Source organism: Amycolatopsis thailandensis (assembly GCF_042723255.1).
GTDB classification, from domain to species: Bacteria; Actinomycetota; Actinomycetes; order Mycobacteriales; family Pseudonocardiaceae; genus Amycolatopsis; species Amycolatopsis thailandensis.
This window is the reverse complement of the sequence record NZ_JBHXJK010000007.1, coordinates 30,528-43,056: the sequence shown is the minus strand read 5'-3', so window position 1 is coordinate 43,056 and position 12,529 is coordinate 30,528. Positions and strand designations below refer to the sequence as shown.

The 12,529-nt window shown below is 67.6% G+C and carries 17 protein-coding genes; 14 read left to right on the top strand and 3 right to left on the bottom strand.

The window, feature by feature from the left end:
* Positions 1 to 175 precede the first annotated feature (175 nt).
* Both ACFWMR_RS04510 and ACFWMR_RS04505 read left to right on the top strand, forming a co-directional pair.
* Positions 176 to 547 (top strand): hypothetical protein, encoded by a 372-nt coding sequence (locus ACFWMR_RS04510; RefSeq protein ID WP_378376950.1) that lies wholly within the window; start codon positions 176 to 178, stop codon positions 545 to 547.
* Positions 544 to 756, top strand: coding sequence for a hypothetical protein (locus tag ACFWMR_RS04505; RefSeq protein WP_378376948.1), 213 nt, complete (start codon positions 544 to 546; stop codon positions 754 to 756). The genes ACFWMR_RS04510 and ACFWMR_RS04505 overlap by 4 nt, the downstream gene beginning before the upstream one ends.
* A 107-nt stretch (positions 757 to 863) precedes the next feature.
* On the opposite strand, the gene ACFWMR_RS04500 is transcribed toward ACFWMR_RS04505, so the two are convergent.
* Positions 864 to 1,022, bottom strand: coding sequence for a hypothetical protein (locus ACFWMR_RS04500; protein ID WP_378376947.1), 159 nt, complete (start codon positions 1,020 to 1,022; stop codon positions 864 to 866).
* Positions 1,023 to 1,144: 122 nt separating this feature from the next.
* Between ACFWMR_RS04500 and ACFWMR_RS04495 the strand changes: the two genes are divergently transcribed.
* From ACFWMR_RS04495 to ACFWMR_RS04440, 12 genes are all read left to right on the top strand, one after another.
* Positions 1,145 to 1,627 (top strand): hypothetical protein, encoded by a 483-nt coding sequence (locus tag ACFWMR_RS04495; RefSeq protein ID WP_378376945.1) that lies wholly within the window; start codon positions 1,145 to 1,147, stop codon positions 1,625 to 1,627.
* Positions 1,570 to 2,331 carry a 7-cyano-7-deazaguanine synthase QueC gene (gene queC, locus ACFWMR_RS04490; RefSeq protein ID WP_378376943.1) on the top strand — a complete coding sequence of 254 codons (762 nt, stop codon included), beginning with the start codon at positions 1,570 to 1,572 and terminating at the stop codon, positions 2,329 to 2,331. The genes ACFWMR_RS04495 and queC overlap by 58 nt, the downstream gene beginning before the upstream one ends.
* Before the next feature lie 214 nt (positions 2,332 to 2,545).
* A complete protein-coding gene (locus ACFWMR_RS04485; RefSeq protein WP_378376942.1) occupies positions 2,546 to 3,325 on the top strand; it encodes a reverse transcriptase domain-containing protein in 780 nt (259 codons plus the stop codon).
* 3 nt (positions 3,326 to 3,328) lie between these two features.
* A complete protein-coding gene (locus ACFWMR_RS04480) occupies positions 3,329 to 3,886 on the top strand; it encodes a formylglycine-generating enzyme family protein (protein ID WP_378376940.1) in 558 nt (185 codons plus the stop codon).
* Positions 3,883 to 4,371: a DUF6884 domain-containing protein gene (locus tag ACFWMR_RS04475; RefSeq protein WP_378376938.1), complete on the top strand. Its 489-nt coding sequence runs from the start codon at positions 3,883 to 3,885 to the stop codon at positions 4,369 to 4,371. The genes ACFWMR_RS04480 and ACFWMR_RS04475 overlap by 4 nt, the downstream gene beginning before the upstream one ends.
* Positions 4,368 to 5,402 (top strand): glycosyltransferase family 2 protein, encoded by a 1,035-nt coding sequence (locus tag ACFWMR_RS04470; protein WP_378376936.1) that lies wholly within the window; start codon positions 4,368 to 4,370, stop codon positions 5,400 to 5,402. Before ACFWMR_RS04475 ends, ACFWMR_RS04470 begins: the two co-directional genes overlap by 4 nt.
* Positions 5,403 to 5,431: 29 nt before the next feature.
* On the top strand, positions 5,432 to 6,373 hold the full coding sequence (locus ACFWMR_RS04465) for a radical SAM protein (RefSeq protein ID WP_378376934.1): 942 nt from the start codon (positions 5,432 to 5,434) through the stop codon (positions 6,371 to 6,373).
* A 67-nt stretch (positions 6,374 to 6,440) separates the two neighbouring features.
* Positions 6,441 to 6,983 (top strand): helix-turn-helix domain-containing protein, encoded by a 543-nt coding sequence (locus ACFWMR_RS04460; protein WP_378376932.1) that lies wholly within the window; start codon positions 6,441 to 6,443, stop codon positions 6,981 to 6,983.
* Between the two features lie 14 nt (positions 6,984 to 6,997).
* Complete coding sequence (locus ACFWMR_RS04455) at positions 6,998 to 7,561, top strand: phosphoribosyltransferase (RefSeq protein WP_378376930.1); 564 nt, start codon at positions 6,998 to 7,000, stop codon at positions 7,559 to 7,561.
* Positions 7,554 to 8,675, top strand: a complete 1,122-nt coding sequence (locus ACFWMR_RS04450; protein WP_378376928.1) for a glycosyltransferase family 4 protein — start codon at positions 7,554 to 7,556, stop codon at positions 8,673 to 8,675. Before ACFWMR_RS04455 ends, ACFWMR_RS04450 begins: the two co-directional genes overlap by 8 nt.
* A complete protein-coding gene (locus tag ACFWMR_RS04445) occupies positions 8,675 to 9,532 on the top strand; it encodes a 5'-3' exonuclease (protein WP_378376926.1) in 858 nt (285 codons plus the stop codon). Before ACFWMR_RS04450 ends, ACFWMR_RS04445 begins: the two co-directional genes overlap by 1 nt.
* Positions 9,529 to 10,161 (top strand): PIG-L deacetylase family protein, encoded by a 633-nt coding sequence (locus tag ACFWMR_RS04440; RefSeq protein ID WP_378376924.1) that lies wholly within the window; start codon positions 9,529 to 9,531, stop codon positions 10,159 to 10,161. The genes ACFWMR_RS04445 and ACFWMR_RS04440 overlap by 4 nt, the downstream gene beginning before the upstream one ends.
* Positions 10,162 to 10,192: 31 nt before the next feature.
* Here ACFWMR_RS04440 and ACFWMR_RS04435 read toward each other — a convergent pair whose 3' ends face one another.
* Both ACFWMR_RS04435 and ACFWMR_RS04430 read right to left on the bottom strand, forming a co-directional pair.
* Positions 10,193 to 10,741 carry a flavoprotein gene (locus ACFWMR_RS04435; protein WP_378376922.1) on the bottom strand — a complete coding sequence of 183 codons (549 nt, stop codon included), beginning with the start codon at positions 10,739 to 10,741 and terminating at the stop codon, positions 10,193 to 10,195.
* Entirely contained in the window at positions 10,738 to 11,973 is a 1,236-nt protein-coding gene (locus ACFWMR_RS04430; protein ID WP_378376920.1) for a helix-turn-helix domain-containing protein, read from the bottom strand. The genes ACFWMR_RS04435 and ACFWMR_RS04430 overlap by 4 nt, the downstream gene beginning before the upstream one ends.
* Between the last annotated feature and the right edge of the window lie 556 nt (positions 11,974 to 12,529).

Genomic DNA, 12,529 nt, shown 5'->3' with positions numbered 1-12,529 from the left:
GACGCAACAAATCAATTAGGGACTCGCTGACTATTGGAGTACTGATGCTCTTCCAGCGATTCGTGGCGCCACGCGCGTCACGATACCCAAAGACTCAGCTCGCTGTGTCGTGTTTGTTCGTGCAGCCGGTGTGTCGACGGGAATGGAGTAGGGACACCGCGCGAGGTGGTGCCGAATGACGAACACCGAATCCTGGTCCATCGCGTGCCGTGACGTGACCGGACGTGAACGGGAGCTGCGTGTTGCCGTGCGCGACTCGGAGGTGGTAGTCGTGACTCCCTCAGGGGGGAGCGCGATCCTCGACTACGGGGCCGCCGTGGAGTTCCGCTCTGCCGTCGTGAAAGCCACTGAGGTGGTAGCCGCGCCCATGTCGGCCACATCTGACGCCGTAACAACCACGGACACGACGAGCACGGCAGAGCAGAACCTTGGCGACCTTCCCCCAATCGCCGAGGAGCGCCCTGATCTGTCGTCATGTCGCGGCGGGGCCATGACCCCGCTATCTGGTCCCGCCGCGATCCCCGCCGCCGAGGGCGAGGGCGCATGATCCCCTTGGGCATAACGGCGAGCGCCGCGCTGACCTTCATCTGTTGCCTGCTGCGGATGGCATGGCGGCGACGGCAACGAGCCGAGTCCGCCTACGCGGGTGCGCACCGCCGCGCGCCGCGCCAGCCCCCCAACCGGGTCCTGAGGTATGCGATCGCGACCGCCGGGACCCACGGCCTCGGCTTGATCAGGAAGACCGAAGGCTCATGAGGCGGCCAAGTCCCACCCTGCCCGCCGCCGCCTTGCTTCGTCGGCTGGGTTGGCAGCACCGCAGGGTCCACTGCCGCGACGGCGACGGCCAGAGGTCCGCACTGCACCTACGGCGGCGCACTTCCGCGGACGTCGAAATCGAGCTGCCAGGCGGGCGACTCGCTCGGCTGACCAACGTTGAGGCCGGGCAGCTCCGTGCGGCGCTGCGCGACGTCCTGCTCGCGGATCAACCGTCGCACCGAGCGGGCGCCGTCTAGCCAGACCACGCGGGCCATGCCTTATCGGCTGAGCACGTCCGCGACACCGACTGCGGTCGGGCGGGAGCGGTTACACGACGCCTCCCGTTCGGCCGCGCCCAACGCCCAACTCTTTCGAGGAGAAACGAATCATGACCACCGTCACTGACGCTCCACCCGCGCGGCCCAAGCAGGAACCCTGCCAGCGTGTGCGGGACTACCGCGACGTATTCGCGTGGCCAACCACCATCGACAGCGTCTCCGGCGACGTCTACCTCCAGCTCGGCACCACCGTCGACGCGCTCATCATGCGCGCCGGGTTCGGCGCGGAGGTCAACGGCTTCCTCACGCGGCACATGTTGCGCGTGCCCGTCATCGTGGTTCCAGGTGACCCCAGTTCCTGGATCTTCCTTACCCAGCCACGAACGACCATGCGCATGTCATCGTGGGGTGACCTGGTGCGTACTCAGGTCGGTTGGAAACGACACGGCGACACTGTTCTGCTTCCCGCGTCGGACAACGTGACTGACGGTGTCCGGTGGCTTGAACGACCACAGCCGCACATGACACTTCCGTCGTGGACCACGGTGGCCGACGCTGCCCGCTGGACGTCCTCGCCGTGCGGGACGTGGTGAGTATGCCGTTCGATCCTCCTGACCAGCACCCGCGGCACGCCATCGTGATCGCTTCGGGAGGCCTGGACTCGACTGTGCTGGCGTACTGGCTCGCTGCGCTCGGTACCAAGCTGACGCTGCTGTCGTTCGATTACGGTCAGCGGCACCGGGTCGAACTCGAACATGCGGCGGAGATCGCACGGCTGCTCGACTGTCCACACGAGATCGTCGACCTGGCGGTGCTCGGCCAGCTGCTGGCAGGTTCGGCCCTGACCGACGGCGACGTACCGGTGCCCGATGGCCACTACACCGACGCGTCGATGCGGGCGACGATCGTCCCGAACCGGAACGCGATCATGCTAGACATCGCGGTCGCGCTGGCCGTCGTCCGCAAGGCCGACGTAGTCGCGTTCGGCGCCCATGCGGGAGACCACGCCGTCTACCCGGACTGCCGCCCGGAGTTCGTCAAGCAGTACTCCAGGTCCGCACGTATCGCCAACGACGGGCTTCTGGACGACAGTTTCGAGATCCTCGCCCCGTTCATCACCCAGAGCAAGACCGACATCGTCCGCCTCGGCGCGGCATTCGGCGTGCCGTTCGAGAAAACGTGGTCGTGCTACCGAGGTGGGGCGACGCATTGCGGGACCTGCGGGACCTGTACCGAACGCAGGGAGGCGTTCCAGCGGAACGGCATCTCCGACCCCACCAACTACGGCAGTGCGTGAGGAGATGACACCGATGGTGGAGGCGGAGTTCGGATCACCGATGGGGCCTGGGCGGGGCCGTCGTTCCCGGTCCCACGGCTCGCGCGTGTCGGGTAGCGAGCCGGTACAGCGTGGCAACGGGATCGTTCCTGCCGCCCAAGCACTTAGCACGGTAGCGCACCGGGACATACTCGCGCCAGCGTCCCCGGCCGCCCTGCCGCAGTCGCACTCGCTGATGCCCCTGCTGTCCGAACCGCGCCTGCGCCGCGCGTTGCGCCAGTGCGGCCGGCGGGCCTCCTCCCCGGGTGCCGACGGCATGACCTGGGGGCGTCTTCGCGGCGAGGCCGACGTGCTGCTGCCGCATTTGGCCCTCGAACTCGCCGAGGGCACCTGGCTGCCCGGTCCAGTCCGGGAGGTGGAGTTATCCACTTATACCGGCAAACGGATGCACACCTTTATCCCCACCGTGCGGGATCGCCTGGTGCACCGCGCGCTGCGCAACGCGATCGAGCCGGTGCTGGAAGCCAGTGCTTTTCACGACTGGGTCTCGGGGTTCCGCCGACGCCGCAATCGCATCACCGCGTTGCGCCAGGCCGTCGCGCATCATCAGGGAGGATTCCGATGCGTCGCCGATCTCGACGTCGCGTCGGTGTCCGAAGGTGCGACGATCGACGAGGTCATCGACTGGCACGCCGAGCACATCCACGACGGCACTTTCCTGGCCCGGTTGCGTACAGCGCTCGCCGCGATGCCAAGCCCGATCACGGCAGGATCCGGCCTGGCTCCGCTGCTGATCAACCTGCGTTTGTCCCAAGTGGACAAGCAGTTGGCGCAGCTTCGGGTCGTCCGCTTCGCCGACAACTACGCAGCTTTCACCCCAACGCGCGAGGAAGCACACGCGGCCTTTTGCACCATCAGCGACGCGCTGCTGAGACTTCGGCTCCGCCCCAACGAGCGCAAGAGCCGTATCCGGAACGACGCCAATGTCGAAGACCTGTTCCTGATCGGCGGCTGAGCCATGCACCTGGAATGGATCAAGATCACCGGCGGGGTGTGCGCGTACGGGGACGCCGGGCGCCCCGTCAAGGTCCCGACCCTGCTGTGGACACGCACCCCGCTCGCCTACGGACACCTCCCGAGTGATCAACCTGGTTCCGGGTGGCGATATCCCGTCACCGAGATCAGCCACGCCGAAGCGATCCAGATCGCCGGTCGCTTGGGCGGCCGGCTGCCTCGCTCCGCGGAATGGGAATGGATGGCCGCCGGGTCCGTCCGCCGCCGCTGGCCGTGGGGCGACGCCTCCTGGCAACCGGCGCTCGCGAACCTGCGCGATTCCCTGCACGACACGGTTACCCCGGTCGACACGCATCCTGCCGGGGCCACACCCGAAGGCATGCTCGACGTCGCGGGGAACGTGTGGGAGTGGACCGTCAGCACCGCGATGGGCGACGGAGTCATCATCCGAGGCGGTTCCTACTCGGCGCCGCCGCTGTACGCGCAATGCACGTTCCTCAACGCCGCCCCCGCTGAATTGCGCTCGCGTGGCATCGGCATGCGGGTGGTGCGCGAACTATGACACCTCTTCCGCCTAACGGGCGCGTCCTCGAACCCGGCCGCGGGCTGATCATCCTCAGCTGCTCACGGCGCAAGATCGTCACCGCCGCGCCGGTCGCGGCGCTCGACCTCTATCAAGGCGGGTGCATCCCGAGCGCGCGGGAACACTTCGCCGCGGACGCCGCGCTCCGAGCCCGGATTCGCATCATCTCCGGCGCCCACGGCCTGCTGCGCCCTGAGACCCTGATCAGCACCTACGATCACCGGCTCACGACCCGAGCCGAAGCCACCCGCCTGCACGAGCAGACGGTCGCTGCGCAGCTGGACGCCGAACTCGCCGAGACACCCTCGCCACGGCATGTGCTGATCCTGGTCGAGCCGCTGTACCTGCACGCTCTCCAACGTGTGTTCGACCACACCGCCCGATTCCGACAGATCACGATCATCCCGGATCCGAGTGCATGGCATGACGGACTGCCGCATCTTCGAGACTGGGGATGGGCATGAGCACGCTGCACGAAGGATTACTGCACCGCAACAACTTTCACACCAGCAGTACCCGAAGCTGGGAAGCGACGTCGGGCATCGGCTGGCACGAACCCACGCCCTCAAGCCTCCCGCTAGCCGCCGTACGCGCCCTCTCGGTCGTCATCCCGGCCCGCAACGTCGGCTACTGCCTTCCGGCCGTGCTCGACGCCTTGGAGGGCCAGCACCACCGGTACAGGTTCGAGGTCATCGTCGTCGACGACGCCAGCACCGACGCCACAGTCGCCATCGCCGCCGTGCACCCCATCGTCACCACCGTCCTGCGGATCCCCGAACGCGCCGGCGCGGCCACCGCACGCAATCTCGGCACCGCGCTCGCCCGCGGGCAAACCGTCCTCTACCTCGACGGTGACATGGTCCTGCCTCCGCACGTGATCACCGACATCGCCGCCCGCGCGACCGACACCACAGTGCTCGTCGGGTTCCGCCACAACCTCCCCTACGACCTGCACCAGGGCGGGCGCCGGGTGCTGGCCGAGCACCCGGACCTCGCGGCGGACCACCGCGTCGTCTGGAGGCCACCGGTCGGCCGACCGCTGCTCTACACCGGCATCACCCTGGACAAGCCCCTCGACGGCCGTCCACTGGATCACACCCACGACTTTCTTGACCTCGGCTACGGCCGACGCTACGTCGACTGGGATCTCCCCCGCATGGTCGTCACCGCCCTTGCCGCCGTTCCCCGCGCCGCCGTCCTCGAGGTCGGAGGGTTCGACCCCGAGTTCGGACGAATCGGCTGGGGCATGGAAGACACCTACCTCGGCGCGTGCCTGATCGCGGCCGGGCTGCTGGTCATCCCGCTCCGGCAGGCCGTCGGATTCCACCTCGATCCCCCGGACGCCGACCGGCAATGGCAGCACAAACTCGCCAGCTGGCCCGCCACCCTCGCCCGCTACTGGGACCTCATGCGGTGCCCCGCCCCCTCCGGCCGCTCCCGAGCATTCATGTCCGACATGACCGAACTGCTGCACACCTGCGAGGTACTGCGATGACCCCGTCAATTCCAGCGATACCCACCACGATGCGCACCTTCGCGGCGCGCAAGCACGGCAACGAGTACGTCGTCCATGACCCCCTCAGCGGACTGACCCACCGCGCTGGCGCCGCACTCGGCTCCGGACGCGTCCGGTTGTCCAGTACTGAGGTCGCTTCCTGGCCGGAAATCCACCCTGCGGCCGTCCAGACGGGCATGCCGATCAGCGTGTGCTGGTCGCCCCTAGTGCGCTGCAACCTGGCGTGCCCGTACTGCCTGGACGACAAGGCCGTGCCCGAACTGGCCGGGCCCGAGCGCTACCGCATCGCGAACCTGCTCGCTGAGTCCGCGATCCTGGGTGTGGACATCTCCGGCGGTGAACCGCTGCTGCTGCGCGACCTGCCCGAACTGATCGACGTACTCGTCGCAGGCGGCAGCGCCGTCAGCGTGACGACCAACGGAACACACCTGGCCCGCCGAGCCGACGCCCTGGCCGCCCGCGTGGACGCCGTACGGGTAAGCCTGGACGGACCAGATGCGGAACGCCACGATCGGTGGCGCGGTGCAGGCAGTTTCGATCACGCCATCGCCGGTATCCGCGCGGCGATCGCCCTCGGCATCCCCACACAGATTCAGGCCGTGCTCCTGCGTTCCACGGCCCGGGGCAGCGTCCGAGCGATGGTCGACCTGGCCGCCACTCTAGGGGTGACCGGGGTGACCTTCCTGCAGATGCTGCCCCTCGGGGAAGGCGCCGCCCTGGCCGAAACCGAGCAGCTGACCGATGACGAAGCTCTCGCTCTCCTCGCCGAGCTGAGCACCGTGACCATGCCCGTACGCCTGCGTACTCGCGAAGCCGCCGGAGGCTTCACAGTGATCCGCGCCGACGGCCAGATCTGGCGCAACCAGCCGGGCGCACACGCCATCAGCTCCCTCTATCCCCTGCGCACGGCCAGCGATCTCGCACTGACCACACGGGACGGCTCAGCGTGAACGGCCCAGCAGACCACGTCGAATCGGACCAGCTCGCAAGCACACGCCGCATCACGGAGGGCAGACCATGAACACGCCGACAAGCGAACAGCTCGACCAGTTCGCGCGCGCCCTGGGCGATACCCTGCGGTCCGCGCGGCGTGAACGCGGCTGGACACGCAAGCAAATGCGAGCCGCGATGTACGCACGCGACGATGACCTTTCCTTGCAAACGCTCGCCAGCTATGAGCTCGGAACACGCCGAATATCCGTCGAGCGGTTGATCGAAGTATGCGCCGTGCTGAAAAAGCAACCGGACGAGCTACTGCGCCACGCGACCAACCTGGCGTTCAGCGGTCACTACGGCACTCGCATCACCGTCGACCTTCTTGGCCTCGCGCACACCACTGATCCCAGGTTGCGGCCTCTCCAGCAATGGGCGCGGATCCGGGTCCAGCAGTCCCCGGCGGCGGAACGGGCCCTGGTCGAAGAGTTCGACGCCACCGCGCTGTCGGCGATGGCCAGCATCGCCGAGACCACTGTGTACGACCTCGTTCAAGCCCTGCAAGAGCTCCGTACCACCCACGACCGAAGCTCCCAGCCAGCTGAGGCGCTATCTCCCGCACTGTAAGGAACGAGCCGCGAATGACCACAGCACACCGCGACTTCGATTACCGCCAGGTCTGGCGTGTGACACCAGAGACTCTCCGCGACGCCACAGCGCTCCTGACGGACGCGATCCTGCGTGATCACGCATCGATCGAGCGTGTCATCGGTCTTGCCAACGGTGGGATCTCACCCGCGCACCTCATCGCCACCACCCTGGGGATGAACGCCCGCATCGTCCGTGCCCGCCACAACACCAGCGACGGCGCCTACCAGCAGGCAACGGGCGAGGTGTCCCTCGATCTCACCCCGCTGACCCGCACCCTCAACGGTCAACGGCTCAAAGGCCGTGTGCTGGTAGTGGACGACATCTGCGGCAGCGGCGCCACCCTGCGCCGCGTCCACGACGACCTCACCCCCTTGCTCAGCCCGGGCGCCCAGCTCCTGACCGCGGTCCTGTGCCTCAACACCGGCGCGAGCACGCTGCCCGACTACTCGATCTGGACCGTCTCCGACTGGGTCGTCTTCCCCTGGGAACAGCCACCCGCCGACCACGACACCACACCGCTGCCACCGCCGAAGAAGGCCCTCCGCCATGCCTAGCGCTCCCCCGCTGACCGTCGCGTTCGTCCTGGCCTCCTACACCCCGAACGCGCCGGCCGGGATCGAACGCGCCACCGCCGCTCTCGCCCACGGCCTGCGCCGGCTCGGCCACCGCAGCCTCATCCTGACCGCCGCCCCCATCGACACCCCGGACGACACCGTGATGCGGGTGACCTCGGTAGGCGTCACCTTTCCCTGCGACGACAACGAACTGCGCGACGCGATCACCACCCACGGCCAAGACGCCCTGCTCGCCGCCGAACTCTGCGAGATCTACCGCGAACACCGGGTCGACGTCGCCGTCTACACCGACGGCTTGTGGGGACTCGGCAGAGCCGCACCGGTCAGCCGGGCCCGCACGGTACTGGCGATGCACGTCGTCGGGCACGACCAGGACCTCGAGCCCGCCCTGAACCGTGCAGACCTGGTCATCGCGCCGTCTCAGACGGTGCTCGCCCAGGCGCGCGGTCGCGGTTACGACACCAGCGGCTGGCAGGTCGTGCCCAACGCCTTGCTGCACGCCCCGGCACCACCACCCGCCTCGCGACGCGAGGCTCTGCGACGGCACGGCCCGATCCGGGTCCTGTCCAGGCTCGGGCCGGAGAAGAACGTCCGGGCCTTACTCGACGCCGGACGGCTGGTTGACCGCACGGTCGAAGTGATCGTCGGAGAGGCAGGGTTCGAGACCACTGCCGGTGGCCAGGCGGCCGAACTGGACCAATGCCGCTACGCGGCGGCGCACCTCACCCTCGGCACCGTCTGCGGCGACGGCCTCGACTGGGATCGGGTGCCGGCCTGGCTCGCGCAGGCGGCGGTGGTGATCGTGCCCTCGCTGCGCGAGACCTTCGGGCTGGTCGCACTGGAGGCCATGAGCGTCGGGACCCCGGTCGTCGCCTTCGACGTGGGCAACCTGCCCGCCTTGGTCGGCACCGGCGGCGACGCGGGCGGAGCGATCCTCCCCCGATCGTGGGGTGAGCACGGCCTCTGGCGCGCCGCCGAACAACTACTCGCAGATCCAGTACGCTACGCACACCTATCCAGGGCTGCGTACTACCGCTCGCGGGACTATCTGCCCACCACAGTCGCCGAGACATTCGTAAAGGCGGTGCGGTGATGCCTGCTGGTGTCCCTTTGCTCCTCGTAGACGGTCACAACTTGCTCTGGCGCGCGGCGTTCGGGTTCCCCGCCGCGATCCTCTCCCGCGACAAAACCCGCGACCTCACCGCCGAGTTCGGGTTCTTCGCCCTGCTCCGCGTCGCGATCCGCGAAGAACTACCGGAACCACCAGAGGTTCTCGTCGTGTTCGACGGCGAGCACGGCGCCGCCGACCGCAAGGACAGCGACGCCGACTACAAAGCCAACCGCGTCATCGACGAGGCCGCCCTCAAACCGTTGCGCGCGATCCCGCACGTCCAGCAAGCCCTGACCGGCTACGGCATCGCCTGGATCGAGATCGACACCGCCGAAGCCGACGACGTCATCGCCACCCTCGTCGCCACCACCCGCGCACGCGAACCCGGCCGCCGGGTCTGGATCATGTCCGGCGACCGCGACTTCTACCAACTCGTCGACGAGCACGTCCGCGCGCTCAACACCGTCATGAAACGCGGCCGGCGGCACATCGGCCCCGCCGAGGTCACCGAACGCTACAACGTCACTCCCGCGCAATGGCCCGACTTCTGCGCCCTCAAAGGCGACCCCGCCGACAACATCCCCGGCGTGCACGGGATCGGTGAGGGCACAGCGGCCACGCTGCTGGCAGGCGGGCTGCACCTCGACCAGCTCTCCGGCTCCGGACGACTGACCGGCGCCAGGAAGGCCAAGGTCACCGAGACCTGGGAACAAGTACTCGCCTGGCGCGAGCTCATCCGGATGCGCGCCGACCTCACGCTCCCACTCCATCCGACCGGCGATCCCACGCGCGAACTACCCAGACCAGCCGACGTCATCGAGAAACTCGGACTCTGGTGAGCAGCGTGCCGTTCACCACGCCAGCGTCCGTGCTGACCGTGATGGCTCACCCCGACGACGCCGAACTCTGGGCCGGCGGAACCCTCGCACGCTGCTCCGCCTCCAGCGCCGCCGTCACCATCGCCGTACCGCACCACACCGAACCAGGACGGGATACCGAAGCCGCGGCAGGGGCCGCGGCTCTGGGGGCCACGCTGTACCAGTACGACCACCCCGCCGCGGCCACGCTGCGGGAACTCCTGCTCGAGGTCCGGCCCGAGGTCGTCATCACCCACCCACTGCGCGACGTGCACGCCGAACACCGCACGATCGCCGACACACTCGTCGCGGCCCTACCCGACGTCGTCATAGCCACCGGATATCCACGCCGGGTCTACGCCGCCGACTCCTACAACAGCCTCACCCTCGACGGGCCCATTCCCCCGCACACCATCATCGACATCACCGATACCCACGAACAAAAACAGCGCGCCCTCGCCAAGCACGCCTCCCAGCCGATCACCGATCACTTCGGACCGATGGCCGAGACACTCGCACGCCTGTGGGGAAGCCGCATCGGCGTCACCCATGCTGAGAACTTCGTCCCGCTGCCCGTACTCGGACGCCTCCCAGCCGCCCCCACGCTGTGATCCGCTGCTTCACGTCGTGTAGCGAGCAACCTCATCTGTCCATATCGGACGTGACTGCGCCGCGAAGGGCGGAAAGAAGGTGCGACCAGTCGAAGGTGGCCAGGCCGTCCTCGGCACGGGTGGTGATCGTGTCCGGGTCAAGCAGCGTCACACCGGCTTTCGCGAGCCGGGCGACGCTGTCCACGTAAGCGGGATGCCTGCGAAGGGCAGGTTTGACGCACGGAGCCGCGACGATGGGGGCTTCAGTGCCGAGCATCTCGTTGAGCACGCCCAACGCGAACGAGTCGCTGATACCTGCAGCCCACTTGTTCACCGAGTTGAAGGTCAGTGGCGCGGCGAGAACAGCATCGGCTCGCGGAAGCGACTTCTCCTTCTGGCGAGGCGGCCGCGGATGTACCCGTGTCACACATCCCGTCGCCGCAGCCAGAGCGTCGAGGTCAACCCATGAGGCGGCCGTCAGTGTCGCGATCACGCATACTGTCCAGCCGTCGGCCGACAGCCGGGGAATGAATTCCTCGAGCCGCAGCACCGGCGGCGCTGCCGAGGCCACCAGATAGAGACACTGTTGCGCAGGGGTCACACCGCGGCCCCTGCTCGCACCGCGAGTCCACGCAGAGCGGGCACCTCGACGCGGCGCTCGCGGGCCAGCAACTCCGTGATCAGCGATCGCGCGTTCGAGTTGGCCTGAACCAGTTCAGGAGCCACACGCTCGGTCTCCAGCAGATGGATCACCGCCTGCGGGTCTTCATTGAGCCGTGTATGCGCCCACGCGCTGTCCAAGTGGAACTGCGCCTGGCGACCGTTCAGGCCGGCCGGCAACCCAGTGATGTCCAGCTGCTCCGCTGTAGCCAGCGCCCGATGGGGATCGTTCAGAGCGACAGACACCGCCGTACGATGAATTAGCACGTTCGACGGACCGAACGCGGTCCACCCGATGTTGCCGTCAACGCCGAGTCGCACCGCGAGTTCGTCAGCGTGGTCGAGCCGTTCGTCCGCTTCGGCGTGATCAGCGCGGCGCGCAGCGATGACAGCGCCGATCAGGGTCAACGCGCCCCGCCAGGTCGTGCTCGCCGCGTCCTGATCTCGCAGAGCGGCAGCGGCGGACACCGCCAGCTCCTCGGCGTCCCTCATCTGTTCGGATCCCTCTGTGCCGCTCGTGCGCAACAGAGCACAAGCTCGTTGATACGCCGCCGCAGCAAGACCGAAGGTGTCCTCAGCGGTTTCAGCCGCCATGCGCGCTAGCTCAGCGGCAGCCAGCCCCGCTTCGCCGTCACCCCTTTTCGTCGCCAGCTTGGCCGCGACGATCTCCAGGCTGCACTGCAGCCTGCGTGCTTCCCGTCGCTTCTGCGCTGGTATCTCGATGATCAGGTCGTTGACAGCTTCCCGGACCGATGGCAGTCGCTGGGCGACATCGGCATAGCGGGCGGCCTGATATCGCCGGTGAAGGTCCGCAATCCGCGCCGACAGTCCCGCAGGGTCCAGCCGGCTACGCCGCGAATCCTCGCCGCGCTTGCCAGCACGGTGGCTGGCCGGCCCCTCCGCGAGAAGAGCGTCATCCACCATGACCTCGCGCCGGTTCGACGTGGCTGCCCTAACAAGGTTAGACGCCGGGTTGAGGAGGACGTCGAGTTCGTCGAGAGATACACGAAGTAACTCCGCTATACGAGGACGCCTCCAGGCCTGCGGGGTCTGCGTCCCGCGCTCCCAGCGCCCCACCGCCGAGAGTTCCGCCTTGAGCTGCTCGGCGAAGGTCTGCTGGGTGAAGCCGAGCGCCTCGCGCCGTTTCGCAAACGCTTCTCGCTGATCGCCCATGAATGTCACCTCGCCTCGCCGGTCGCACGCCACCCTAACCGGCTACTGATCAAGGCCGAGGACCTGCACGGCGAGCTGCACCCGTTCGGACTACCACACTCCAGCAGCCTGGTCGAGAGATCGCCATATCTTCAGCGCATCGTGCGCATCTATCGCGCTATCCCACATTCGACGACGCAGCGTATAGCACTCAACGCCGCACAAACGCCTCATGATCGCTTCCTGCGCGCTCTGGCAACTCACGGCGGTAGGCATTCTACTGGCACTCTCCAACTATATCGGCGATAAATCAGAACGGCAGCCCACGGTTCCCCAGTTCACATCGCGAACCAATGCGCGGAAGCAATTTCTCCGCGCGACTATTTCAGGAAGGGAAGGAATTCGATGCACGCGCTCGCCCTAGAGGTGCGATACGGCAGCATGGCCTGTCTTGCGGTCGTCGTCACCCGTAGCCGCTCTCATGGGGAACGGACGTCCGCATCAGCATTTACCACGCTCGGCGACGGGCGATCAGCGCGATCGAGAACGACCGTGTGTCACGCAGGGAGCAGGCGGG